The following is a 26082-nucleotide window of genomic DNA, read 5'->3' as shown; positions in this document are numbered from 1 at the left end:
GTACGTAGTGCTATCCGTAGAAGGCGCTCGAAGGGCCTCTACCTGCGGAGATGCGATTTGCGTGAAACGTCTTGCTTCTCCCGGGGAATACCTCGTACGGTTTGCGCGGAGTCGGCCGTCCCCCTGTGTTCGACTCCGCTCCCTGCGAAGTGAGGAATTCGGCAACCCATGAGGAAAACAACGTTGAAGGTGGTCGCGGGTGCGGCCGTCGTCTCAGGAATGGTCGCGTACTTCGTGACGCCCGCGTTCTCGGCCGAGCAGGCCGCCCAGCCAGCGGCGATCGTGAACGCGAGCTCGGCCGACGCGGTGCCCGGGCGCTACATCGTGGTGTTCAAGAACCAGGGCCAGGGCGCCCAGGCGACCGGGTCGACCGCCTCGGCGGTGGCCGGGCAGTACGGCGGCACCGTCCGGCACACCTACGGCGCCGTGCTCGACGGCTACTCCGCGGCGATGTCGGCCGAGCAGGCGGCGAAGGTCGCGGCCGACCCGCGGGTCGGCTACGTGCAGCAGGTGACCCGCTACACCGTCGCCGACACCCAGAACAACCCGCCGAACTGGGGCGACGACCGGATCGACCAGCGCGACCTGCCGCTCAACAGCGCCTACACGTACCCGACCAACCCCGGCCAGGGCGCGCGCGTGTACGTGATGGACTCGGGCATCAACGCCAGCCACACCGACTTCACCGGGCGCATCGCCCAGGGCGTGGACATCGTCGACAACGACTCCACCCCGCAGGACTGCCACGGCCACGGCACGCACGTCGCGGGCACCGCCGCCGGCACCACGTACGGCGTGGCGAAGAAGGCGACCATCGTGGCCGTCCGGGTGCTGGACTGCTCCGGCAGCGCCACCGACGACGACCTGCTCGCCGGCATCAACTGGGTCAAGACCAACGCCGTCAAGCCCGCGGTGGTCAACTACAGCATCGGTTGCCGCTCGCGCTGCACCAACCAGACCCTGGACAACGCGGTCAAGTCGCTGATCGACAGCGGCGTCCAGTGGGTCCAGGCGGCGGGCAACTCCAACGACGACGCCTGTTACTACAGCCCGCAGCGCTACGGCGCCGCGATCACCGTCGGCAACAGCACCAAGACCGACACCCGCCGCAGTGACAGCAACTACGGCTCCTGCCTGGACATCTGGGCGCCGGGCGACAACATCGTGTCCGCGTCCTACAGCAGCAACACCGGCAGCGCCACCATGTCCGGCACCTCGATGGCCTCCCCGCACGTCGCGGGCGCCGCGGCGGTGTACCTGGCGAAGAACACCTCGGCCACCCCGGCGCAGGTGCGCGACGCCCTGGTCACCAACGGCTCCACCGGCAAGCTGACCGGCATCAACACCGGCTCGCCGAACGTGCTGCTGTACACCGGTTTCCTCAACACCGACACCCCCGGCTCGGTCACCGTGGCCAACCCGGGCAACAAGACCGCCACCGTCGGCCAGGCGTTCACCCTGGACAACTCGGCCACCGGCGGCACCGCGCCGTACACCTGGACCGCGACCGGGCTGCCCGCTGGCCTGTCCATCGCCGCCTCGACCGGCCGCATCTCCGGCACCCCGACCGCCGCGGCCACCGCGAACGTCACCGTGACCGCCACCGACGCGGCCAACAAGTCCGGCTCGGCGAGCTTCACCATCACGGTCTCCACCACCGGCGGTTGCGGCCCGGTCACCAACGACACCGACGTCGCGATCCGCGACAACGCCACCGTGGAGAGCCCGGTCACCGTCTCCGGCTGCACCGGCAACGCCTCCGCCACGGCCTCCGTCGCGGTGAACATCGCCCACACCTACATCGGTGACCTCGTCGTCACCCTCGTCGCCCCCGACGGCAGCACCTACGTCCTGCACAACCGCGCGGGCGGCTCCGCCGACAACATCAACAAGACCTACACCGTCAACCTGTCCTCCGAGGCCAAGAACGGCACCTGGAAGCTCCGCGTCGCCGACGCTTACGTCAACGACACGGGCAAGATCGACACCTGGACCCTGACGGTCTGATGACCTGACGTGCGGCGCCCGGCGGGACTCCCGCCGGGCGCTTCACCGCGTCCTGGCGGCCACTCAGTCCTCGTCGTCCTCGTCTTCATCGTCGTTGTCCGGTGGTGGGCATTCGTCGTCGGTGTTCGGGTTCAGCGTCCAGGTGGCGGTGAGGTCGGCGCAGGTGATGGTCATGGTGGAGCGTGCCTGGAAGGCGAGTTCGTGAGTGCAACCGTGCGGGTGGGACAGGACCTCGTCGAGCTTGAGGTCATCCAGCCGCAAACTGCCCGGCCACCGGTAGCTCTCCCGGTCCGGATCGTGCGGCACGTCGACCGTGATCGAGATGATGTCGTGGTAGCGCAGGTAGAGGCCGTCGTCGTGCTTGAACCTGTTGGGGATGAGCCAGAGCGAGGCCCCGGTCTTGCCGTAGCCGGTCTCGAAGACTGACAGCCGGTTGAACTCCAGGTCGTGCACGCACCGGAGCCCGAAGAAGTTGTAGTGCTCCGGATCCGTTGCGAACGCCCGCGCTCCCTCCGGCAACGCGGGCGCGATCTCCCCAAGCTCGGCGAGGTAGGCAATGGCCGACATCTCCGGGTAGAGCTCTACGTATCGCATTGGCCGCTCACTCGTCCTCGCCGTTGTCCGGTGGTGGGCATTCGTCGTCGGTGTGTGGGTTCAGTGTCCAGGTTGCCGTGAGGTCGGCACAGGTGATGACCACAGTGGACTCTTCCTGGAACCCGAGTTCGTGAGTGCAACCGTGCGGGTGGGGGAGGACCTCGTCGAGTTTGAGGTCGTACATCCGAGGTGTGATCGGCCAGAGGGTGCCGAACACCTCCGGGTCGTTCGGTGTGTCCACGGTGATCGAGACGATGTCGTGGTAGCGCAGGTAGAGGCCGTCGTCGTGCTTGAACGGGTTGGGGGTGAGCCAGAGCGACGCACCGCTCTTGCCGTAGCCGGTTTCGAAGACGGTGAGGCGGGTGAACCTCAGGTCGTGCACGCACCGGAGCGCGTGGAAGTTGTAGTGGTCGGGATCGGTGGCGAACGCCCGCGCACCGCGCGGCAATGTCGGGGTGACCTCCGGTAGCGCCTCAAGGTAGGCGCTGATCGTCATTTCGGGGTATAGCCCGATGTACCGCATCACCGGCCACCTCCTCGCCACCGAGGCTAGCCCGTTCGGTGGAGTGCCGCTTAGTCCTCGTCTTCATCGCCGTTGTCAGCGGGTGGGCATTCGTCGTCGGTGTGTGGGTTCAGTGTCCAGGTGGCGGTGAGGTCGGCGCAGGTGATTGTCACTGTGGACTCTGCCTGGAAGGCGAGTTCGTGGGTGCAGCCGTGGGGGTGGGGGAGGATCTCGTCGAGCTTGAGGTCGTGCAGGCGCGGGGTGATCGGCCAGATCTTCCGTAGTTTGGGGTCCCGAGGTGTGTCCACCTCGACAGCGATGATGTCGTGGTAGCGCAGGTAGAGGCCGTCGTCGTGCTTGAACGGGTTGGGGGCAAGCCAGAGCGACGCCCCGCTTTTGCCGTAACCGGTTTCGAAGACCGCCAGTCGGGTGAACTTCAGGTCTGACACGCACCGAATGCTGGAGAAGTCGTAGTGGTCGGGATCGGTGGCGAACGCCCGCGCGTCTTCGGGTAGGGCGGGGGCGATCTCCCCCAGAGCCGCGAGGTAGGCCCCCGGCGCCATCTCCGGTCGGACTTCGACGTACCGCATGGGCGGAGGGCCTCTCGTGTCGCCTGCTACCAGATGGGGCGCGGTGGTGGGACTTCGTCACCCACCATTGTCCTGATGAGACGGGTGATCGCCTTTCGGAGGTTGTGCGGTGCCGGGTCGTCCAGGTCGGTGGCGAGGCTTCCAGTCGGAGCTGGGTGGTGCCCGCGGTGGCCAGGTGGTGGCCTTCTCGGCGAGCGCGATCAGGGGGCGGCGGGTGAGGTAGTCCTTCGCCTCCAAGACGCCGAGCCCCTCGCCTCTGTGGAACTCTCACGCGATGCAACGGCTGTTGGAAACCTGAAGTCGTCCGGATTGACTACGTCCACAGTAGAATCTGTTCACCCTTATGCTCCTTGTCTCGTACCGATTTTCATGCGTCCGGCGATCGGCGGCTCGCCGCTAGGGCTATCTGGCGCAACGGGGCGCGGGGGCGGCTGTCGAATTGCCGCTAGTTAAGCCTTTGGATGTATTCCCCTTGGCCGCCCCGGTCTGGTTGAGTCCTGGACTGTTGTACTCACTGGGGCTCGTTGATTTCACTGGGGCGTGAAATGGTCGAACGGCTGTCGTATGACGCTGTCCACTTCCGGCGCGGTAGATCGGTGTTCGCACCGCTGCTGGTGTTGATTTTGATCTTGTCCGGGCTCACCGCGGTGGCGCCACCCGAGGCCGCCTCGGCGCCGTCGCGGCTGCCCAAGGTGGCACCGGGCAAGGTGGTCCCGCACACCGTCCACGTGCCGCCGCCGCGGGCGGCCACCGCGCCGACCGACACCGGTCCACGCGCGGCGACCGCCTGGCCATCGGCCGGGTCCGCTGAGGTGCTCCTGGGTACCGACCGGCAGGCCGGGGCCGCCGAACGGGGCAACGCCGCCGAACGCGCGGCCAGGGTCCCCGCGGTGCGCCGAGCCGGGGCGCTGCCCGTCACGATCGCGTCGGGTGCCGCTGAGCGGGTGCGGGTTGAGGTGGCCGACCAGGCCGTCGCCCGCCGCGCCGGGGTGCGCGGTGTGCTCGTCGGCGTGCGCTCCGCGGGCGCCATCGACTCGGCCACGGTGTCGGTCGACTACTCGGCCTTCCGGTACGCCGGTGGCGCCGACCTGGGCAGCAGGTTGACCCTGGTTCACCTGCCCGAATGCGCGTTGACCACTCCGGACGTGCCCACCTGCCAGGTGCAGACCCCGCTCGCCGCGCGCAACGACTCCGCGGCCCAGACGGTGTCCGCCGCCGTCCCGGTGCGCGGCACGACGGTCCTGGCCGCCACCGCGAGCGGCTCGGGCGCGAACGGCGACTTCACCGCGAGCTCGCTCGCTCCGGCCGCCGCTTGGGGCGTCTCCGGCAACTCCGGGGCTTTCACCTGGAACTACCCGGTCGAGCTGCCGCCGACCGGGGCGGGACCGGGCGCGCAGCCCACGGTCGAGCTGTCCTACAACTCCGCCACCGTGGACGGGCGGACCTGGGCGACCAACAACCAGAGCTCGTGGATCGGCCAGGGCTGGGAGTACGCACCCGGCTACGTCGAGCGCACCTACCGGCAGTGCGCCGAGGACACGGCCCTGCCGCAGGCGCAGCAGACCGGTGACCTGTGCTGGGCGGGTCAGGTCGTCTCGATGAACCTCAACGGCCGGTCCACCTCGCTGGTGCGCAACGACGCCGACGGGACGTGGCGCTCGGCCAAGGACGACGGCACCCGGGTCGAGCTGTTGACCGGTGTCAGCAACGGTGCCCGCAACGGCGAGCACTGGCGGATCACCACCACCGACGGCACGCAGTACTACTTCGGCCGCAACGACGGCCCCGGGCGCTCCACACAGGACACCACGAACTCCACCTGGACCACCCGCGTCTACGGTCCGCGCTCAGGTGACCCCTGCTACAACGCGAGCGGTTTCGCGCAGTCGCACTGCGCCCAGGCGTGGCGCTGGAACCTCGACTACGTCGAGGACACCCACGGCAACGCCGCCCTCTACTACTACACGCCGGAGAGCAACCACTACGGCGCCAACAACGGCACCACCGGTATCGGCTACACCCGTGGCGGCACGCTCGCCCGCATCGACTACGGCCTGCGCAAGACCGCCGGGTCCGTCTACGGCGCGGTGGCCCCCGCCCAGGTCGTGTTCGACGTCGCCGAGCGGTGCACCCCCGCCGGCGCCATCACCTGCGCCCCGGCGCAGTTCACCGCGGCCAACGCCGCGTCGTGGCCGGACACCCCGCAGGACCAGCAGTGCCTCTCCGGCGCGACCTGCAACGTCCACTCGCCGACGTTCTGGTCCACCAAGCGGTTGACCACCATCACCACCAAGTACAACACCGGCTCCGGCCCGGTCCGGGTCGAGTCGCACGCGCTGACCCAGACGTTCCCGTCGATCGGCGACCCGGAGCTGCGGCTGGACCAGATCGTGCGCACCGCCTACGACGCCGCGGGCACGGGCACCTCGGTGCCGCCGGTGACCTTCGCCAGCCAGCTGCTGGACAACCGGGTCAACGGCTACAACAACCAGTCCGCCATGGCGCACTGGCGGTTGACCACCATCGGCACCGGCACCGGTGGCCGCGTCCAGGTGTCCTACCTGCCGACCGAGTGCACCTCGACCACGGTCCCGACCGACCTGGCCAACAACACCAAGCGCTGCTTCCCGGTCTACTGGACGCTGCCGCTCAACCAGAACCCCACCCTGGACTTCTTCCACATCCACCCGGTCAGCCGGGTCGAGGTCCAGGACGCCAACGGGGTCTCGCCGACCGGTCGCACCGACTACACCTACGTGGGCACCCCCGCCTGGCACTTCGACGACAACGAACTCGTCAAGCCCGCCAACCGCACCTACGGCCAATTCCGCGGCTACGCCCAGGTCGAGACCCGCACCGGCAACCCGGGCAACCTCACCGACGGTGTCGCCGACCAGCAAACCCTCACCAAGACCAGCTACCTGCGCGGCATGCACGGCGACACCCTGCCCGGCAACCAGCAGCGCACGGTCTCGACCACCAACTCCCTCGGTGAGTCCATAGTGGACGACAACCTCTTCGCCGGTGGTGAACTGGAGACCCAGACCTACCTCGGCTCCGGTGGTGCTCGACTCACCTCGACCCTCACCGACCGGGTCAAGCTCGCCACCACCGCCACCCGAGCCCGCACCGGGCTCCCGGCGGTCACGGCCGACCTGACCGCGGTGAGCCGGACCCGCACCATCACCGACCTGGCCGCGGGCGGCACCCGGACCACGTCCTCCATCCACCGCTACGACAGCGTGGGCCGCAAGGTGTCGACCACCGACACCGCGACCGGGCTGCCGGACGAGTGCACCACCTCCTCGTACGCGGACAACACGACCTCGTGGATCCGCGACCGGGTGGCCGAGATCCAGCACTCCACGGCGACCTGCCCCACGACCGGCCCGGCCACCGCGCCGAGCCCCGTGATCGGCGCCCAGCGCGTCTACTACGACGGGCAGACCACGCTCGGGGCGCTCTCCGGCCCGGGTGACTCCACCCGGGTCGACAAGGCGACCGCCAACAGCGCTGGAACGCTCACCTTCGCCACGACGAGCACCGCGTCGTTCGACGCGTCCGGCCGGATCGTGTCCGAAAAGGACGCGCTCAACCGGGAGACGACGACCGCGTACACCCCGGCCGACGGGGGGATCGTCGCGCAGATCGCCACCACCAACCCGAAGAGCCAGGTCGCCACCGTCCACTTCGAGCCGAGCAGGGGCAAGAAGGCGCGGTCGATCGATGTCGGCGGTCGGGCGACGGACGCCGTCTACGACAGCTTCGGGCGCCTGACCGCCGTCTGGAACCCCGGCCGCGTCAAGGCCAACGGCGACGCCGCCAGCGCCACCTACGCCTACCTGGTGCGTGACGACGGCCCGCTGGCGGTGACCACGAAGACCCTTGTCGACTACGGCACGGGAACCAACTACGTCACCTCGGTCACCCTCTACGACGGGCTCGGCAGGGCCAGGCAGAGCCAGGCCGACGATGTCAGCAACCCCGCCGCGGTCACCAACCGGGTCGTGTCCGAGACGTTCTACGACTCGCACGGGTGGTCCGTCGAATCGCACAACCGCTACCTCACCACCGGCGCGCCGGGAACGACCCTGGTAACCGTTCCGGACGCCTCGGTCGACGACCGGACCACGACCGGCTTCGACGGCAGCGGTCGTGCGGTGAACTCGGTGTCGCACCAGGGTTTGACCGCGAAGGCGACCACCACCGTCTACGGCGGTGACCGGGTGACCACCATCGCGCCCACCGGCGGCGTCACCAAGGCCGTGCTCACCGATGCCCGCGGTCGCAACGCGGAGATCCGCGAGTACACCAGCGCGCCGACGGTGACCGGCAATGTGGTCAGCGGTGGCACCAGCCGGAACTCGACCTTCGAGTACACGGCGCTGGACAAGCCGCTGCGCACCACCGACGCGGCGGGCACCAAGTGGGAGTACGAGTACGACTTCCTCGGCAGGCAGACCGGCGTCATCGACCCGGACGCGGGCCACACAACGCTGAACCTCGACGCGGCCGGGCAGATCACCTCGAGCACCGACGGCCGGGGCCAGGTGCTCAGCTTCGACTACGACGTCCTCGGGCGGCGCACCGCGCAGTACAGCGGCGTCGGCGTCGGCCGGACGACCTTGGCGTCGTGGGTGTTCGACACGGCGACCGCGGGTGTGGGCAAGCTGCACTCCTCGACCCGCTACACCGGGTCCGGCAACTACCAGATCGGTGTGTCCGGGTACAACGCGGTTGGTCTGCCGACCAACAACGTCGTGTCCGTCCCCGCGGCCGAAACCGGGCTCAACGGGTACCACACCACGACCTACTCTTACACGACCACCGGCCAGATGAGCGGCATGACCCTGCCGACCAATGGCGGCCTGCCCGGTGAGGCCCTCTCGTTCGTGGTCGACAAGTATGGCAACCAGACCGAGACCCGCAGCGGGGTCTGGGACTACGTCTCCGGCTCGACGTACACCGCGGCGGGCGAGGCGGCGCAGTACCAGCTCAGCTCGGGCAACAACGCCGGGACGCTGACGTTCGAACGCGATCCGCGCACGCACCTGGTCAACCACACCAACCTGTCCGTGCAGGCCGCGACACCGCTGGTGGACGACCTGCGCTACACCCACGACCCGGCGGGCAACGTCACCAAGATCGTCAACGCCCGACCGGCCAACACCCGGACCCAGTGCTTCGGCTACGACTCCCTCAACCGGCTCACCAACGCCTGGACCGCCACCGACGACTGCGCGGCCCAGCCCAGCGGTGCCACCGTCGGCGGTCCTGACCCGTACTGGACGTCGTGGGCGTTCAACACCACCGGACTGCGCACCGGCCAGACCAAGCACGGCATCGGGCAGGCCGACACGACGACGAGCTACACCTACCCGGCAGCCACGGCCGCCCGCCCGCACGCGGCGACCTCGACCTCGACGACCGGACCCGGTGGTAGCAGTGCCACCGGCTACGCCCACGACAACGCGGGCAACACGACCACGCGCACCGTGGCGGGCGGCTCGCACACGCTGACCTGGAACGAGGACAGCAGGCTGGCCCAGGTCCAGTCCCCGGCGGGGACGACCGCGTACGTCTACGACGCCGACGGCAAGCAGTTGGTCCGCCGCGAGCCCGGCAAGGTCACGCTCTACCTGCCCGGCCAGGAGTGGACCCGTGACACCGCCACCGGCACCATCACCGGCACCCGCTACTACACCCACAACGGCGCCGTCGTCGCCCGCCGGGTCGGCGGTGCCTCACCCGCGTACCTGTCCTCCGACCAGCACGGCACGACCCAGGTCTCCGTCTCGGCCGTCGGGTTCGCGGTCACCCGCCGCGAGGTCGACCCGTACGGCAACCAGATCGGCGCTGTCCAAGGTGGACCGTGGGCGGACAACCACGGGTTCCTGAACATGCCGACCAACGCCGCCACCGGCCTGGTCGACATCGGGGCCCGCAACTACGACCCGGAACTGGGCCACTTCATCTCCGTCGACCCGGTGTTCAACCCGGCGGATCCAGGTTCCTGGTCTGGCTACACCTACGCCAACGGCAACCCCACCACCCATTCCGACCCGTCGGGCCTCTTCTGCGACGGCTGCGGGACCAACACCGCGGCGGGGAGCACCGTCGGGTGCGCCCTGTCCACGGGCAAGGTGTGCAAGTCCGAGGCGGAGGAGAAGGCGGACTGGCAGCGGGAGCTGGCGGGCCGCAAGAAGAGCAGGCTCGAGGAGATCGAGCGGACCTACCACGTCCCGGACGAGAAGACGATGAAGATCACCTGGAATCCCACGATCAACTGGCTGCCTGGGTTCAACAGGGACCTCACCCGGTCGGAGAAGGACATGATAACCAACCTGTCCCCCCGCAAGCAGGCGATCTTCTTCGCGATCTACGAGGACGCCATCACCATGGGGCGGAGTTGGTACGGCGGCAAGGGCGACGTGGACGGTGTCTCGGACGCCTACCGGCACGCCTACTGGACCGGGTACCTGACCTTGGAGTTCGGTGCTGACTGGGCGTTGGAGTACACCACCGCCCACGAGCGGGCACCCGACCCGGACAGCGAGATGCCGGAGGCGATGGACCTGCACAACAACGCGGTTGGCGCCAAGATCGCTCGGGACAACCCGGGGATCCGCCGCGACCAGCTCCGGGAACTGGTCGACCAGTCGATCCGCTCCGGGAACATGGTCGTCATCAACGACAAGGGCCGCTTGGAGTACACCGGGGAGACCTCGGCCCCCGAACCGAGCAGGCCGTACCCCGGGTTGTACGGCGGTGAGTACGATGGCAACTGACTCACTGGAGATCGAGGGGGACGTCAATGCGCGGACTCGGTGGTCGTTTTCTCCTCCTGGCCGCCATCGCGCTGACCCTGTTCGCGAGCACGGCGTGCGGCGCCTCCGCGCTGGAGGTCAAGGAGGACGCTGCGGTGGACCGCGAGTTCCAGCGGATCAGCCGCGACCGGACCTCGGCGCCGCTGTCGGGGATCGTCGCGTCCCGGTGGGACTCGGTGCACGTGTTCGCGACCGAGGCGGCCGACCGCGACGAGGTGGAGGCCGCGGTCGGTCGTGACGTCGACATGCCGGACACCTTCTTCCAGGACGGGACCCTGATGGTGTTCATGTCCGGCGAGGAGGCGGTCACCGCCGTGGTGGTGTGGGGTTTCGTCCTCGACCCCGGTCACTACGGTCGGACCGCGACCGTGCGCAAGACGGCGGATGACTACCGGCTGCGGATCGTCGAAGGCAAGTAGCCCGTGGCCGCCATCTGGTTCCGCTCCTGGGACTAGTGGCGCGACTCAGAACGTCGACCATGTCTCGACCCGCCCACGACGCGCCTGGCGGCGTTGCCGGAACCGCCCAAGTACACCCAGTACGAGGACGTTCCGGCGCCTTGCCAGCCACGCCGTGGACCCGCCGATACACGGCCAACGTTCTGAGTCGAGCCACTAGATGGCGGCCACGGTGTCGTCGGTGAGGGTCTTGGCCACGTCGTGGCGGGAGACCAGGTGGAGTTTGCGCAGGACGTTGGCGACGTGTTGTTCGACTGTGCGGCGGGAGAGGAAGAGCACGTCGGCGATGTCCTGGTTGGTGCGGTGCTGGGCCAAGAGCCGGACGACGTCGCGTTCTCGGGGGGAGAGTTGGTTGCCGTAGCTGCGGTGGCCCCGGCGCAGGTGCGGGATGGCGCCGTTGTCGCGCAGTAGTTGGCGGCAGCGGTTGGCGTCCAGGGTGGCGCCGAGGTGGTCCAGGTAGTCGACCAGGGTGAGCAGGTCGGCGTTCGCGTTCGACGACGGGAGCCCGCAGCGGGCGGCGGACTCCGCGTGCCGGGTGGCGCTGTGGCGGGGGCTGGCGCGCCGGGCGCGGGAGTACCAGGTGGCAGCCGCCTTCCGGTCCCCTTCGACCTCGGCCACCATGCCCCGGCACTCATCGGCCACTGTGGACGGCAGGTTCATCGACGCTGTGTGCCGCAGGAACTCGGTGGTCAGGTCGCGGGCTTGATCCGAGAGGCCCTCGCGGCAGTAGGCGGCGACGACGGCTGGGACCAGTTCGCCTGACCACGCCCAGTTTCCCTTGTCCCGCAGCAGCCTCAAGCCGTGTGAGACCGCCTCGTCAACCTCATCGGGTCGATCGCGGTGCGACCACATGCGGATCGCCGCGGCGTGCGCGGCCAGGGCCACGGGCGTGCTCGCGTCCTCCTGGATCTCGGCCAGGTTCCGCTCCGCCGCGACCCAGTCGCCCGTGGCCAGCGCCAGCCACGCCAGCACCAAGAACCCCTCGGCGGTGCCCGACGCGGCCGCTCGCCCAGCCAACCCCGTCCACTGTCCACTATGGAAGTCCAGCACTAGCTCGATCGCGCTCCCGGGGCGGCAATGGCCGCGCGCCAACTCGTGGTGCCCGGTCCACGCGGCCGCCTCGGCGACCTCCGGGCTGGGCCCGGGGAGCATCGCGATCATGTCCCACGCCACCGGGTCGGCGGTGTGCAGGCGGTTGGCCGCGACGGCGGGCAGCAGCGGTGCGCGCAGGTCCGGGAACGCGGCCAGCACCCGCTCGGTCTGGTCCATCCACACCGCGTTCTCCGCCACCGGCCGCCGCCCCAGCGTCGGTGTGGCCAGCACGACCATGCCCCTGGCCGCCGACCCTTCCGGCAACCGCGCCACCGCCCGCTCGACCTCCGCGACCCCCTCGGCGTGACCCCCGCGCACCAGCAGCAGACCCCGCCCGAGCCGCACCTCCGCCCGGGCCACGTCCGTCAGCCGCGCGTCGTCGACCAGCCGCGTCAACACCGGTAGTCCATCCGCGCCGATCTCCCGCGCGTACCGGATCGCCAACCGGCACAGGTCTTGCGCGGGCAACGCGGGCTCACCCAGCGGGCCCGCCAACACCTCGACGGTCCCCACCGCTTCCGCGTGGTCGACCCAGTCGCCCAGCCGCCCCGCCAACCGCGCGTGTTCGGCCAGCACCGCCGCGGCCGTTCCCGGGACCCCGCGCAGCGCCCGCAGCGCGCGCCGGTGCAGTTCCACCCGCTCGGGCCCGGTCAGCTCGTCGTGCAGGACCCGCTGGAACACCCCGTTCGCCACCCGGAACGCGTCCGGCCCGTGCTCGGCCAGCACCCCCGAGCGCAACGCCGCCACCACCGCGTCCCGCCCGCCGGACACCCCGCCCACCCGCGCCAGCACCTGCGCCGACGTCGCGATACCCACCACCGCGGCCGCCACGGCGACCGCCCGTGCTTGTGGCCCCGCTTCAGCGAGTCGGGACGCGACGTCCGCGCCCGCCGCCGCGGGGACCGACACCCCACCGCGCAGTGCGGCCGCCACCAGGTACGGCACGCCGCCGGTGTGCGCCAACAAGTCGTCGACGTCCTCCTCGGCGACCGCCGCCAGCAGGTCCTCCCGGGTCAACGGCCCGAGGTCGACCCGTGTCCCCGGCGCGCTGAAGGGTCCCGGCCGGTACGTGAGCACCACGGCGACCAGATCCGCGGCGGTGCTGGTCAGGAACCGCAGTAGGGCAACGGTGTCCGCGTCCGCCCAGTGCGCGTCCTCGACCACCAGGACCACCGGTGTCAGTGCCGCGAGCAACTCCCGCACGGCGCGGAACACGAGGTGCCGGTCAGCGGGTGTGCCAACGCATTCCGGCACCGGCGGCAGCAGTTCGGCGACCTCCGGGAGCAACGAGCGCAACACCCCGACGATCGGGTTCACCGGTGCGGCGCCGAGCCCGGTCACCGCCGCGCGCAGCCCGTCGACCACCGGCCCGAACGGGAACGCCCCCACCGACGGCGGTTGGCAGACCCCGCGCACCACCCGCCGCCCGCGCAGCGCCGGGTCGGCCAGGACCTCGTCGACGAACCGGGTCTTGCCGTACCCCGCCCCGCCGACCACGTGCAGCGTGGCCCGGGTACCGCCCAGGGTCTCGACCGCGGCCGCGACCTCGGCCCGTCGACCCAACAGCACACCGTTCACCGCATTCCCCTTCCGCGATTCTCGTGCGAAAAGAGCCTACGTAGGTAGCGCGACAACGGTCCGCGTGGCGATTAAATGGGTATCTCCACTTAATGGCGTGCGGATTGGTCGAGGTGCGCGTTCGGGGAAGGTGGGTGCCGGTGGTCGCCCGTTCCACACCCTGCTCGCGACCACTCGCCACAGGCGGCTTCGCCCCTGGGCGCGGTGAATGGAGTTTCCATGAATTACAGGCATTTGACGCGGCTCATCGCCGTGACGGGCGTGGTGGCGGGCGCGGCGCTCGCCGTCGCGGTCGCCCCCGCGCTCGCCGCACCGGCCGAGGGGCCGATCCGCAGCGCCGGTGTCCCCGGCTCCGTCGCTGGCAGCTACATCGTGGTGCTCAAGGACGTCGTGGGCGCCCAGTCGGTCAACACCGTGTCCGCGGACTTGACGGCCCAGTACGGCGGCCAGCGCAAGCTGACCTACTCCGCCGCGCTGAGCGGGTTCTCGGTGTCGATGTCCGAGCAGCAGGCCCGCAGGTTGGCCGCCGACCCGAAGGTGGCCTACGTCGAGCAGGACGGCACCGCGCACGGCTTCGGCGAGCAGCCGAACCCGACCTGGGGCCTGGACCGCATCGACCAGCGCAACCTGCCCGCGGACAGCAAGTACGCCTACCCCAACGACGGCGAGGGCGCGACCGTCTACGTCGTGGACACCGGCGTCTACCGCGGCCACTCCGACTTCGGCGGCCGCGTCACCTCCGGGCGCGACTTCATCGACAACGACGCCGACGCCTCCGACTGCCACGGCCACGGCACGCACGTCGCGGGCACCGTCGGCAGCGCCACCTACGGCGTGGCGAAGAAGGTCAAGATCGTCGCCGTCCGGGTGCTCGACTGCCAGAGCTCGGGCCAGTGGTCGCAGATCATCGGCGGCTTCGACTGGGTCGCGGCCAACGCGGGCGCCAACTCGGTGATGACCGCCAGCCTCGGCGGCAGCTCGAACTCCTCGGTCGACGACGCGGTGGCCAAGGTCGTGCAGAAGGGCATCACCTCGACCATCGCCGCGGGCAACAACAACGGCGACGCCTGCCAGACCAGCCCCGCCCGCACCCCCAGCGCGATCACCGTCGGCGCCTCGGACAACGCCGACAAGCGCTCGCTGTGGACCAACGGCCAGGGCTCGAACTACGGCAGCTGCGTGGACCTGTTCGCCCCCGGCACCAACATCCTCTCGACGCTGCAGAACGGCTCGTCCGGGACGATGTCGGGCACCTCGATGGCCACCCCGCACGTCGCGGGCGCCGCGGCGCTGTACCTGACCGCCAAGCCGGGCAGCACCCCGTCGCAGGTCACCCAGGCGCTGCTCGCGGCGACCACGCCGGACAAGATCAGCGACCCGAAGGGCTCGCCGAACAAGCTGCTCTACGTCAAGGAACTCGGCGGCACCCCGCCCAACCCGGGCACCTGCAACCCGCAGACCAGCTCCGGCGCCGTCGCCATCCCCGACGCCGGGTCCGCGGACTCCCCGGTGACCATGGCCAACTGCACCGGCAACGCCTCGGCGTCCACCACGGTCAAGGTCGACATCGACCACGCGTTCACCGCTGACCTGGCCATCGACCTCGTCGGCCCGTCCGGCGCCGTCTTCAACCTGCGCCCCTCCGGCGGCCTCGGCGACAGCGCGGGCATCCACACCACCTACACCGTCAACGCCTCCGGCCAGGCGAAGAACGGGACCTGGAAGCTGCGGGTCACCGACGTCTACCGCTTCGACACCGGCTCCATCACCTCGTGGACGTTGACCCCGTGACCGCCCCTGAGCAGGAGAAGACGATGTTGAGGTCCAAGCGCTCCGTGCGCATCGGCGCCGTGGCGGTGGGTGTCGCGGTCAGCGCGCTCGCGGTCGTCGCGGTCGCCAGCGCCGCCCCGGCCAACGCCAAGGCGGCCAACTTCGAGGGCGACACCCCGGTGCCCGCCCCCGACGCCACCGCCCAGATCTACAAGGGCGTCGACGCCACCCTGTCGGACTACCCGCCGGTCATCGGCGCGCTGCGCGAGGGCGGCTCGCGGCCCAAGGGCCAGTCGTGCACCGGCTCGGTCGTCGGCAAGCGCAGCATCCTCGTCGCGGCGCACTGCTACGACCTGGCGGGCACCAAGACGTTCCTCTACGGGCTCGACGACCTGGCCGTGGGCACCGGCACCACGCTGACGGCCAAGTCGTACGAGAAGCACCCGAAGTACGTCAACTTCGACCAGGGCTACGACGTCGCCGTCGTGACCACCAACGAGGACATCCCGCTCTCGCCGGACAAGTGGGCCAAGTTCGCCACCTCCGCCGACGCGGGCAACGTGTGGAAGGTCGGCGACTCGGCGCTGAGCATCGGCTACGGCAAGAAGACCCACGACGACAGCCCGGCCGACGTCTCGCTGGACAAGCAGAACTTCCCGATCGTCAACGGCGACTCGGTCTGCCAGGGCGTCGGCGCCGGGTTCAAGTCCGCGTACATGATCTGCGCGGGCTACCCCGACGGCCGCTCGACGATCCTGCCCGGCGACAGCGGCGGCCCGCTGGTGGTCAACGGCAAGCTCGTCGGCGTCGCGTCGTGGAGCCGCTCGGACTTCAAGTGGTACGGGATCTGGGCCCGCCTGGACAACGAGATGGGCGACTGGGTCAAGGAGAAGGTCGGCTCGACCACCCCGCCGACCACCGAGTTCGGCGTCGCGGTGAACCCCTCCTCGGTGCGGGTCAACGCGGGCTCCAGCGGGTCGGTCGCGGTCAACACGACCGCCGGGTCGACGCCGGAGGACGTGGCGCTGTCGGTGACCGGCCAGCCCTCCGGGGTCGAGGCGGTGTTCCAGCCGGGGTCGATCAAGACGGGCGAGGGCGCGAAGCTGTCGCTTAGCGTCGCTTCCGGCACCCCGGACGGGACGCACACGCTGACCGTCACCGGTAAGACGGCTTCGGGCACTAAGCAGGCCAACCTGACCCTCACCATCGGCCAAGGCGGCCCCGGCGGCGAGTTCGGCCTCGGTGTCAGCCCTGCCGCGCTCAAGGTCGACCCGGGCAAGTCCGCGTCGACGAACATCACGAGCACGGTCGGCGGCGGCGGTTCGGTGAACGTGGCCCTGTCCGCCAGCGGCCTGCCCTCGGGCGCCGAGGCGGTCTTCCAGCCCACGTCCATCACCTCGGGCCAGACCGGCAAGCTGACGGTCACCACCACCGCCAGCACCCCGAAGGGCGAGTACCGGGTCACCATCACCGGCACCTCGGGCTCGGTGAGCAAGCAAACCACCCTCACCCTGACCGTCGGCGACGGCGGCCAGGAACCCCCCACCGGTGGCCTCACGGTGACCCTGTCCCCGTCCTCGGGCACAGTGGCCAAGGGCGGCGCCGCCTTCCCGCAGATCCGCGTCACCGGCGGCACCGGCCAGGTAACCCTCTCCACCAGCGGTGTCCCCTCGGGCGTCACCGCGCAATTGGTCCCCGCGACCATCAGCGGTGGCCAGACCTCGATGCTGTTCCTGACCGCCTCCTTCTCCGCGGCCCCAGGGACCTACACCATCAAGGTCACAGCCACCGGCGGCGGCAAGACGGGCAGTGCGAACTACACGCTGACCGTGCGGTAACGCCGTGAGGTGATCGCGTTCGACGGGCCGGGTGGGAGGCTGCAGGACCTCCCGCCCGGCCCTGCTGCGTGCTCGGGTGCGGCAGGCCTTGGGGTCGGCCTCGTCGCCTGGCGGCGAGCTCGGCGTGCCGGAGCGGACGCCTCGTTGCCTGGCGGCAACATCGGGCCCGATCCGCGGCAATGCGGTCGGCTCGATGGGGCCAACTTGTTTTGCGCGGGGCCCCTACAACACCCGTGGCAGAACCGCACAGCAGGGGCCGAAAAGCATGGCCCTGCTGCGAGGCGACGCTACGGGTGTTGTCCCCCCACGCAAAACAAGTCCGCCCCATCGAGCAGTTGGCACCAGCGACTCCGACTGTCCAGGTGGGTTGGCAGGGCTGACGAGGGCGGGCTGGGATGGCACCGGCCGTTCCGAGTGTCCAGGCGCTGAGTGGGTGGGTTGGGGCGGACCTGACGGGACTGGAGGTAGCACCTCGGCTCCTAACGTCCAGGGTCCGGGCTTGGGCGGGGTGTCGGGTGGTTGTCCACAACGTGTTCTGTTGTCCACAGGCCGTGATCGCTGCCCCGGTTCTGTCGGGATCCGTCAATAGGCTGTATATCGGGGGCTCTTGCGGCAGATGATCTTGCACGGGACGAGTCGGAAGCCTCCCTGCCAACTGCTCGATGGGGCGGACTTCCTTTGCGCGGGGGGACGACACCCGTAGCGTTTCCTCGCGGCAGGGCCAGTCTTTTCGGCCCCTGCTTTGCGGACCTGCCACGGGTGTTGTAGGGGCCCCGCGCAAAGGAAGTCCGCCCCATCGAGCCCACCGGACCACCCCGCTCGGGCCGCGAGGTTGCCGCCAGGCAACGAGCAGGCCCTTCAACGGCGAAGCCGAACCCCGAGACCGATTTGTCCCCCGGACCCACGCAGCCACAGCGGTGCTACTGACCTGCCTCAAACGCCGCTCGTGAGCTGAGGCCCAGTTTCCGCATCGCCTTGGCTACGTGGTGTTCCACTGTGCGCGGCGACAGGTACAGCTCCTGTGCGATCTGGCGGTTCGTCCGCCCCGCCGCCACCAGGTCCACCACCTCTCGCTCCCGTGGTGACAGGTCGTCCCCGTAGCCCTTCCGCCCGCGAGGCGTTCCCCGGCGGAAGCGGCGGGCGATCTGGCGGCAGCGGGCTTCGTCGCGGGTGGCTCCCAGGTCGGCGAAGCCTGTGGTCGCTGTTGTGAGGTGGCGGGTGGCCGTGGCTGTGTCGCCGAGTTCTAGGGCGCAGCGGGCGGCGGCTTCGAGGGCTGATGCGGCGGCGTGGGGGTGGGGGAGGGTTGTGTAGTGCTCGCCCGCGGCCGCGTAGTGGGTTACGGCTTCTTCCTGGCAACCCCGGGCGGCCGCCAGGACTCCGCGGGCCAGTTCGGCTCCGGCTGTGGCCAGTGGTGCGTCCCGACCCTCGATGCCCGCCACGTACTCCGCCACCAGGTCCGCCGCCTCCGCGATACGGCCGCTGCGGACCAGGGCTCGGGTCGCCCACGGTGTCAGTTCCGCTGCCCAGACCCAGTTTCCCTTGTTGCGGACCTCGCCGACTGCCCGCTCCGCGCCCACCGCCGCGGCCGCGACGTCGCCCCGGGCCAGCGCGATCGACAGCCTGCCGGTGGCGACCGCCAGGGACACCGGGGCGTTCTCCGGGGCGGCGAGCAGCGCGTCGTCCAGGTGGCGGGAGGCGCGGTCGCGGTCGTCGCGGGCGATGGCGAGCCAGGCCAGGGCGAGGTGGGCGTCGGCGGCGAGGTAGCCCATGTCGCCCGCCTGGTCGATCAGGGCGGCCGCGGCGGTGGGGAGGCCGTCCCAGCGGCCCGCGGCGACGTCCAGGCGCAGGCCGGTGCCGGTGGCCAGCATGGACAGGAACGGCACGTCCGCGTCGGCGAGCAAGGAGCCGCCGGTGCGCAGGTACTCCCGCGCCGCCCCGTAGTGGCCGAGCCAGGCCGCCGCGTCCGCCAGGTTGTTGTACGCCCGGCTCAGCTGCCGCCGCACCCGGGAGGACCGGGCCGACTCGGGCAACGCCGCCGCGGCCGACCACATGCGCGGGTCGCCGAGCTGGGCCAGCGCGGTCACCTCGTTGGCCCGCACCGACGCCACCAGTTCCTGGTCGCGGACACCGTCGAGGACCCGCACCGCCTCGTCGAGCCAGCGCAGGTGGAACTCGACCGGGCGGGTGCCGAAGCTGGGGATCGATAGCGCCGCCATGCCCCTGGCGGCCAGCGGCGGGCGGTCGCGCAGGTCGTGGATGGCGATCTCGATCTCGTTCTGGCCCAGCTCCATCCGACCGGCCTGGTTCATCAGCAGCCTGCCCAGGTTCAACCGCACCTCCCCGCGCGCGGCCCGCACGAGCGACCCGTCGCGCAGCAGCGCCCCCAGCCGCTCGACTGTGCTGCTGTTGGCGATCGCGTTGAGCGCGACCCGGCTCAGCCGCACCGCGAGGGTGTTGCGGGCGCGGGCGGGCAGCGCGTCGTCGACGAGCGCGTCCTCCAGCAGTTGCAGCGCCAACGCGGTGTCGCCGACCTCGGTGGCCTGGTCGACCGCGGCGAGGGTCTTGCGCACCCAGTCGGTGAGCTCGCCCGCGCGCCGGTGGTGGTGCGCGAGGCGGACCACCGGCGGGTCCGCGGCGGCGGCCAGCATCAGCGCGGCCCTGGCGTGCAGGCGGCTGCGCTGCGGACCGGGGACGCAGATGTAGGCGGCCTGCCGGGCCAGCGGGTGCCGCAGCGCGTAGCGGCCGGTGTCGGTCTCGTGCAGCACCGCGGCGGCCAACGCCCTGGTCAGCGCGGTGCCCACGCGGCGGGCGGGCAGGCCTGCGACGGTGCCGATCTCCTGCTCGGTGGCGGGCATGTCGAGCACCGCGGCGGCGTGCACCACGGCGGCGACGGTGGGCCCGAGCCGGGCGAGCCGGTCGGACATGGTGTCGCGCAGCAGGTCCGGGATGTCGACCAGGTCGAGCACGGTGGGCCGCGGCGCGTCGCCGGTCTCGCGGACCTCGCGCAGCACCTCCTCGATCACGAACGGGATCCCGGCGGTGCGGTGGTGCAGCGCGAGCGCGAAGTCCTCGGGGACCTCGGTGCCCAGCAGGTCCGCGGCGAGCGCGGCGACCGGCCCCGGCTCCAGCGGGCGCAGCCGCAGCAGCGAGTTGCGCGCGTCGGCCAGCAGCCGGTAGCCGGACCCGGGCAGCGCCGCGCCCTCCTCCTTGCGGTAGCTGAACACCGCGGACAGCTCCGGCGGCGGGGGACTGGTCAGGAACCGCAGCAGGTCCTGGGTGCCCTCGTCGGCCCAGTGCAGGTCCTCCAGCACGAGCAGGGTCGGGCCGTAGGCGGCGAGCAGCTCGCGGACCGCGCGGAACACCCGGTGCCGCTCGATGGCGATGTCACCGCGGTCGAGCTCCGGGGGCAGCAGGTCGGCCAGCTCCGGCAGCAGCGGCCGCAGCGCGCCGGTGACCGGCGGCAACCGGTCGGCGACCCCCGCCAGCAGGTGACCGGTCTCGCGCAGGACGTCGACCACCGGGCCGTAGGGCAGCGGGGTCCGCATCGGCTGGCAGGCGCCGACGAGCACCGTGCGGGCCGCCACCTGCGGCAGCCGCAGCAGCTCGCGGACCAACCGGGTCTTGCCCACGCCCGCCTCGCCCTCCAGCAGCGCGACCGCGGGCGGGCGGCGCACGCAGCCTGCCAGCTCCGCGAGCTCGGTCGCGCGGCCGACGAACAACGAGGTCGGCAGCCGAACCGGGGGCAACGGGGTCACCAGCGCACGGTACTCGGCGACCGGTTCCCCGGCGAAGCGCCGCCATTGCCACTTCCGACGGCCATTGCCATTTCCGGACTTTGAATAGGGGTACCCATCAATCCGCTCATCAGTTCTCCACCGGGCACCCGGGCCGCATTGTGGTGTCGCGGCGGTGCGTCCCTTTCCCTGCCCCTTTTCACCGCGCGCGAAGGAGTTCACCAATGTTGAGTCGGAAAGCAGGCCTCGCCGCGCTCGCGGCTGGCGTCGTCTGCGCCGGGGTGGTCATCGCCATCCCGGCCGGTGCCGCGCCCGCGGTCGGCACCGTCGTGCAGGCCAAGGAGCACTACACCGGTCAGTACATCGTCGCCCTGCGCGACGCGTCCGCCTCCGGCGCCGCGGTCGAGGCCAGCGCCCAGTCGCTGACCTCGAAGTACGGCGGCACGGTCGCCTCGCTCTACAAGCTCACCGCGCGCGGCTACTCGGTGCACGGCATGACCGAGGAGCAGGCCAAGCGGTTGGCCGCCGACCCGGCCGTGCGCACCGTCTACCAGGACGGCAAGATGCGCGGCGCCGACGTGCAGACCAACCCGACGTGGGGTCTGGACCGGGTCGACCAGAAGGACACCACCCTCGACCGCAAGTACGAGTACAACGCCACCGGCGAGGGCGTCACCGTCTACAGCGTCGACAGCGGCGTGCGGATCTCCCACCAGGACTTCGAGGGCCGCGCCAAGTCCGGCTACGACTTCCTGGACAAGGACAACGACGCCTCCGACTGCAACGGGCACGGCACGCACACCTCGGGCACCGCGGTCAGCAAGACCTACGGCGTGGCCAAGAAGGCGAAGCTGGTCGCGCTGCGGGTGCTGGGCTGCGACAACAACGGCCCGGACTCGCTGCTGTCGGACGCGGTCGAGTGGATCACCGCCAACGGCGTGAAGCCCGCCGTGGTCAACATCAGCATCGGCCAGTTCGAGACCGGCATCGGCGACGAGCAGATCCAGGCGTCCATCCGCGCGGGCTTCGTCTACGCGGTGGCCGCGGGCAACAACAACGCCGCCAGCGCGTGCAACTACAGCCCGGCCCGCGTCCCGGAGGCGATCACCGTCGCCTCCATCGACCAGGGCGACCGCCGGTCCAGCTTCTCCAACATCGGTAGCTGCGTGGACATCTTCGCGCCGGGTGCCAACATCACCTCGCTGTCCTACAGCAGCGACACCGGTACCGCGGGCAACTCCGGTACCTCCATGGCCACCCCGCACGTCGCGGGCGCTGCCGCGCTGTACCTGCAGGGCCACCCGAACGCCAGCCCCGCTGACGTCGCCAACGCGCTGATCTCGATGTCCACCCCCAACAAGGTCACCGACGCGGGCAGCGGCTCACCGAACAAGCTGCTCTACACCAAGGAGATCACCGCCACCCCCGGCCCCGGCCCGGACCCCACCTGCGCCAAGCAGACCAACGGCGACGACGTGGCCGTCCCCGACGCGGGCGCCGCCGCCACCAGCTCCATCACCATCAGCGGCTGCACCGGCAACGCCTCCAGCACGGCCGCCGTCGAGGTGGCCATCACCCACCCCTACCGCGGCGACCTCGCCGTAGAACTCATCGCCCCCGACGGCACCGCCTACCGCCTCAAGGAATCCTCCGCAGGCGACCCCGCCGCCGACGTCCGAGCCACCTACACCGCCAACCTCTCCAGCGAAGCCAAGAACGGCACCTGGCGCCTGAGCGTCCGAGACGTCTACCGCTTCGACAGCGGCACCATCGACACCTGGTCCCTCACCGTCTAACCCACCGGGTAGCCGCACGGCGGGCCTCACCGATTTCCGCGGGTGAGGCCCGCCGCTGGCGTTTCGTGAGCGCGATACCCTGATATCCATGGCGGAAGGTGTTGGGGGAGTGGGGAATCAGGGTTCCGTGCCCGAGCGGCACATCCGGTTCGAGCGGCTCCGGAACTTTCGCGACCTGGGCGGCTACGTCACCGCGGACGGTGGAGCTGTTCGCTGGCAGGCGGTCTACCGGGCCGACACGTTGGGGAAGTTGCGGGGTGAGGACTGGAGCCGGTTCCTCGAGCTGGGGATCCGCTCCGTCGTCGACCTGCGCTATCCCTGGGAGGTCGAGCGCGACGGGGCGGTGCCTGAGGTTGAGCGGTTCGACTACGTCAACCTCAGCATCGAGCACCGCCCTTACGACCAAGCCGCCACCAGCCCCGACATCGACCCCTGGCGCTACCTAGCCGACCGCGCAGCTGAGGTCACCGAGGACGGTGCCACCGAGATCCGCAGCGCCATCGAGCACGTCGCCGACGCGCGTGGGCCGGTTGTCTTTCACTGCACCTCGGGCAAGGACCGCACGGGTCTCATAGCCGCCTTCCTCCTCACCCTCCTCGACGTCACCCAGGACCAAGTCCTCGACGACTTCGCGCTCACCGAACTCGCGACCGACCGCCTGTTGGCCGACTGGCGCACCGCGCATCCCGACAAGATCATGCGCTGGCCCTACTACGGCCGGGCGCCCGCGAAGGTCATGGAACTCGTCCTCGCCGACCTCACCACCCGCTACGGCTCGCCCCGCGCCTACCTGACCAACCGCGTCGGCATCACCGAGGACACCGTTGCCCGCCTTCGCGACCGCCTGCTGGTGCAACTCCCGGGCGAGCCGCGGCTACGGTAGGTCACCGGTCGTGGCCCGCGTGGGGTGTCGCCGGTACGGCGAATGCCGCGTCGAGCTGCCGCGCAGTCGTCGTTGAAAGTTGTACCGCCATCGGGCACAATGCCGGGGTGGGCGCGGTGGTGCACACTCTCCGTGGTCATCCGGTCCGGAAAATCGCGCTGGTCCCATTCCGCAACCTGGCCTAAATTAGGTTAGGCAACCCTTAGCGGAATGGTGGACTATGACTGCGGTGGACGAGGGTTTCGCGGCTCGGCTGCGGACCGGCACCCGGGCCGAGCACGAGCGGGCCGAGCGGTCCGCGTTCGTCGAAGCCCTGCTGGGCGGCGCGCTCGGGCGCGAAGCGTACGCCGGGCTGCTGGCGCAGAGCTACCTCTTCTACGGGGTCCTCGAGGACGCGACCGAGTCGTGGCGCGGTGACCCGGTCGTCGGCGGGTTCGTGATCGACGGGTTGGCCAGGCGGGCCGCGCTCGAGCAGGACCTGGCGTACCTGATCGGCGCGCACTGGCGCGATGAGGTCCGCGCGCTGCCCGCCACTCAGTCCTATGTGGACCGCCTCACCGAGGTGTGCTTCACCGACCGCGGCGCCTTCGTCGCGCACCACTACACCCGCTACCTCGGCGACCTCTCCGGCGGCCAGGTCATCCGGCGCCGGATGCAGGAGACCTACGGGCTCGCCGACGACGGCGTCCGCTTCTACGTTTTCGACCAGGTCGCCAAGCCCAAGCCGTTCCGCGACCACTACCGGGGCCTGCTCGACGGGGCGCCGTGGCGGGCGGGGGAGCGGGAGGCGCTGGTCCAGGAGGCCAATGTGGCCTTCCGGCTCAACCGCGCCGTGTTCGACGATCTAGCCACTGTGTACTGCTGATAGTCGTTGTCCGACAAGGGGTCCACTCGACGGACCCCTGCTTCGGGCTACCTGGACCTCCTCTGTGGACAGTGTGTCGGCCGTCGCCCTTGTCAAGCGCCGAACCGTGTAGTTAGGTTAGCCTTACCTAATTATGACCGGGCTCGGGGTCGCGCGGTCCGACGCAGGAGGAACAGCACATGGCAAGACCACTCGCGGCCAAGGCGGTCGCCGTGGGGGTGGCGGCGGTGCTCGCCGCCACCGGCCTCGGCGCCACGCCCGCGGCGGCGGCGACCGCGACCGTCACCGACGCCACGTTCGTCTGGGGCCTGAGCGGCTACGCCCAGGTCGGCGTCTTCGGCCCGTGGAACCTGAAGGACGCGACCGGCAACGCCACCCTGCTCCAGGGTTCGGTCTCCGGCGGTTCCCAGACCCAGTACGCCGTCGCGCCCGTCCCGGCGACGTCGATGCCGGTGTCGTCCCCGCAGAAGACGCCCAACGCGGTCAAGTTCACCGCGGGCACCGGCACGGTCGACCCGGCCACCGGCGCGGGCCAGCTGTCGTTCACCGGCAGCTACACCGTCAACGCCTACCCGGCGCAGTTCAACGCCCCCAACGAGGTCTACAAGAACCCGGTCGTGACCGTGGCCGCCAACGGTTCCGGCTCGGTGTCGGTGGAGTTCAGCCTCGGCGCGGGCGTTGACGTCTCCGGCAACCCCACCCCGGCGCAGGACTTCGGGCGGCTCACGCTGCTCACCTACGACGCGGGCTCGCTCAGCGGCTTGACCGCCAACGGTTTCCGCGTCGCGCCGGACTACCAGGGCGTACAGGTCGACGTCACCGGCGGCACCGCGCAGACGCGCACCTGCGAGTCCGGCACCGGTTGGTGGGGCTCGTGGTCCCCGCAGTTCGTCAACACCGTGCCCGCCTCGATCCGCCCGCATTTCTACTCCACCGGCTGTGGCGGCAATCAAGACTACAAGGCGCCGCTGCCCTTCGACATCGGCTACACCGCCACCGCGGACCCGGAGCCCTCGGCCACGGAGCAGGACGTGCGCGTGACCGTGCCCGCGGTCGTCGAGCCCGGCGAGTTCGTCTGGACGATCGACGGCACCAACGGACTGGTCAACCTGGGCACCGCTACTGCGGCCGGTGACCACTACCTCGCCACCGGTTCGATCAACCCGGTCCGGGTGACCGACACCCGCGCGGGCGCCCCGACGTGGTCGGTCTCCGCGCAGGTCAGCGACTTCACCGCCGGTGCGACCTCGTTCGACGGCAAGTACCTCGGCTGGGCCCCCAAGGCCACCGAGAACACCGGCGGCGCCGTCGCCGGTGCGACCGTCGCCTCCGGCTTCGACGGCGGCCCCGGCCTCAAGCAGCCCGCGACGCTGGGCAGCGCGGCGCTCGACCACGCGTCCGGCTCGGTGCTGCTGGGCGCCGACCTCACGCTGAAGGTCCCGGCGAGCGTGGGTTCGGGGACCTACGACGCCACGCTCACCCTCACCGCCCTCAGCTGACCCCAGCTGATCCCCGGGTCGTGGGCGCCGCCGCCGCGAGGTGGCGCCC

General features: G+C 70.5%; 14 protein-coding genes. 9 read left to right on the top strand and 5 right to left on the bottom strand.

Translation table 11 applies throughout. From position 1 onward, the window contains the following. Window positions 1-168 precede the first annotated feature (168 nt). Complete coding sequence (locus LV75_RS09055) at window positions 169-2007, top strand: S8 family peptidase (protein WP_253886351.1); 1839 nt, start codon at window positions 169-171, stop codon at window positions 2005-2007. Between the two features lie 63 nt (window positions 2008-2070). On the opposite strand, the gene LV75_RS09050 is transcribed toward LV75_RS09055, so the two are convergent. The 3 genes from LV75_RS09050 to LV75_RS09040 are packed head-to-tail and all read right to left on the bottom strand — an operon-like array spanning window position 2071 to window position 3693. Beyond that, window positions 2071-2601 carry a hypothetical protein gene (locus LV75_RS09050; protein ID WP_253886350.1) on the bottom strand — a complete coding sequence of 177 codons (531 nt, stop codon included), beginning with the start codon at window positions 2599-2601 and terminating at the stop codon, window positions 2071-2073. A 7-nt stretch (window positions 2602-2608) separates the two neighbouring features. Beyond that, window positions 2609-3124 (bottom strand): hypothetical protein, encoded by a 516-nt coding sequence (locus LV75_RS09045; protein WP_253886349.1) that lies wholly within the window; start codon window positions 3122-3124, stop codon window positions 2609-2611. Window positions 3125-3174: 50 nt separating this feature from the next. After that, complete coding sequence (locus LV75_RS09040; RefSeq protein WP_253886348.1) at window positions 3175-3693, bottom strand: hypothetical protein; 519 nt, start codon at window positions 3691-3693, stop codon at window positions 3175-3177. A 596-nt stretch (window positions 3694-4289) separates the two neighbouring features. On the opposite strand from LV75_RS09040, the gene LV75_RS35425 reads away from it, so the two are divergent. Next, window positions 4290-10481, top strand: a complete 6192-nt coding sequence (locus LV75_RS35425; RefSeq protein ID WP_308210903.1) for a DUF6973 domain-containing protein — start codon at window positions 4290-4292, stop codon at window positions 10479-10481. 26 nt (window positions 10482-10507) lie between these two features. Next, complete coding sequence (locus LV75_RS09025) at window positions 10508-10939, top strand: hypothetical protein (RefSeq protein ID WP_253886347.1); 432 nt, start codon at window positions 10508-10510, stop codon at window positions 10937-10939. Window positions 10940-11134: 195 nt separating this feature from the next. On the opposite strand, the gene LV75_RS09020 is transcribed toward LV75_RS09025, so the two are convergent. Continuing rightward, window positions 11135-13648, bottom strand: a complete 2514-nt coding sequence (locus tag LV75_RS09020) for an AAA family ATPase (protein WP_253886346.1) — start codon at window positions 13646-13648, stop codon at window positions 11135-11137. A 219-nt stretch (window positions 13649-13867) separates the two neighbouring features. On the opposite strand from LV75_RS09020, the gene LV75_RS09015 reads away from it, so the two are divergent. Further along, window positions 13868-15439, top strand: a complete 1572-nt coding sequence (locus LV75_RS09015) for a S8 family peptidase (protein WP_253886345.1) — start codon at window positions 13868-13870, stop codon at window positions 15437-15439. Then, window positions 15436-17256, top strand: coding sequence for a trypsin-like serine protease (locus LV75_RS09010; protein WP_253886344.1), 1821 nt, complete (start codon window positions 15436-15438; stop codon window positions 17254-17256). Before LV75_RS09015 ends, LV75_RS09010 begins: the two co-directional genes overlap by 4 nt. Before the next feature lie 920 nt (window positions 17257-18176). Here the strand turns inward: LV75_RS09010 and LV75_RS09005 are convergent. Beyond that, complete coding sequence (locus LV75_RS09005; RefSeq protein WP_253886343.1) at window positions 18177-21011, bottom strand: ATP-binding protein; 2835 nt, start codon at window positions 21009-21011, stop codon at window positions 18177-18179. 203 nt (window positions 21012-21214) lie between these two features. Between LV75_RS09005 and LV75_RS09000 the strand changes: the two genes are divergently transcribed. The 4 genes from LV75_RS09000 (at window position 21215) to LV75_RS08985 (ending at window position 26033) form a co-directional block, all read left to right on the top strand. Then, entirely contained in the window at window positions 21215-22786 is a 1572-nt protein-coding gene (locus tag LV75_RS09000) for a S8 family serine peptidase (protein WP_253886342.1), read from the top strand. 88 nt (window positions 22787-22874) lie between these two features. Continuing rightward, window positions 22875-23669 (top strand): tyrosine-protein phosphatase, encoded by a 795-nt coding sequence (locus LV75_RS08995; protein ID WP_253886341.1) that lies wholly within the window; start codon window positions 22875-22877, stop codon window positions 23667-23669. Window positions 23670-23889: 220 nt separating this feature from the next. Further along, window positions 23890-24534: a biliverdin-producing heme oxygenase gene (locus tag LV75_RS08990; protein ID WP_253886340.1), complete on the top strand. Its 645-nt coding sequence runs from the start codon at window positions 23890-23892 to the stop codon at window positions 24532-24534. A 179-nt stretch (window positions 24535-24713) separates the two neighbouring features. Continuing rightward, window positions 24714-26033 (top strand): hypothetical protein, encoded by a 1320-nt coding sequence (locus LV75_RS08985; RefSeq protein ID WP_253886339.1) that lies wholly within the window; start codon window positions 24714-24716, stop codon window positions 26031-26033. Window positions 26034-26082 lie beyond the last annotated feature (49 nt).

It is taken from the genome of Actinokineospora diospyrosa (assembly GCF_024171925.1).
GTDB classification, from domain to species: Bacteria; Actinomycetota; Actinomycetes; order Mycobacteriales; family Pseudonocardiaceae; genus Actinokineospora; species Actinokineospora diospyrosa.
This window is presented reverse-complemented; position numbering and strand designations above follow the sequence as displayed.

Bases quoted from the DNA above. Each gene is read 5' to 3' on its own strand.
- LV75_RS09055 (WP_253886351.1), top strand. From the start codon at position 169: ATGAGGAAAACAACGTTGAAGGTGGTCGCGGGTGCGGCCGTCGTCTCA.
- LV75_RS09050 (WP_253886350.1), bottom strand. From the start codon at position 2,601: ATGCGATACGTAGAGCTCTACCCGGAGATGTCGGCCATTGCCTACCTC.
- LV75_RS09045 (WP_253886349.1), bottom strand. From the start codon at position 3,124: ATGCGGTACATCGGGCTATACCCCGAAATGACGATCAGCGCCTACCTT.
- LV75_RS09040 (WP_253886348.1), bottom strand. From the start codon at position 3,693: ATGCGGTACGTCGAAGTCCGACCGGAGATGGCGCCGGGGGCCTACCTC.
- LV75_RS09025 (WP_253886347.1), top strand. From the start codon at position 10,508: ATGCGCGGACTCGGTGGTCGTTTTCTCCTCCTGGCCGCCATCGCGCTG.
- LV75_RS09015 (WP_253886345.1), top strand. From the start codon at position 13,868: ATGAATTACAGGCATTTGACGCGGCTCATCGCCGTGACGGGCGTGGTG.
- LV75_RS09000 (WP_253886342.1), top strand. From the start codon at position 21,215: ATGTTGAGTCGGAAAGCAGGCCTCGCCGCGCTCGCGGCTGGCGTCGTC.
- LV75_RS08995 (WP_253886341.1), top strand. From the start codon at position 22,875: ATGGCGGAAGGTGTTGGGGGAGTGGGGAATCAGGGTTCCGTGCCCGAG.
- LV75_RS08990 (WP_253886340.1), top strand. From the start codon at position 23,890: ATGACTGCGGTGGACGAGGGTTTCGCGGCTCGGCTGCGGACCGGCACC.
- LV75_RS08985 (WP_253886339.1), top strand. From the start codon at position 24,714: ATGGCAAGACCACTCGCGGCCAAGGCGGTCGCCGTGGGGGTGGCGGCG.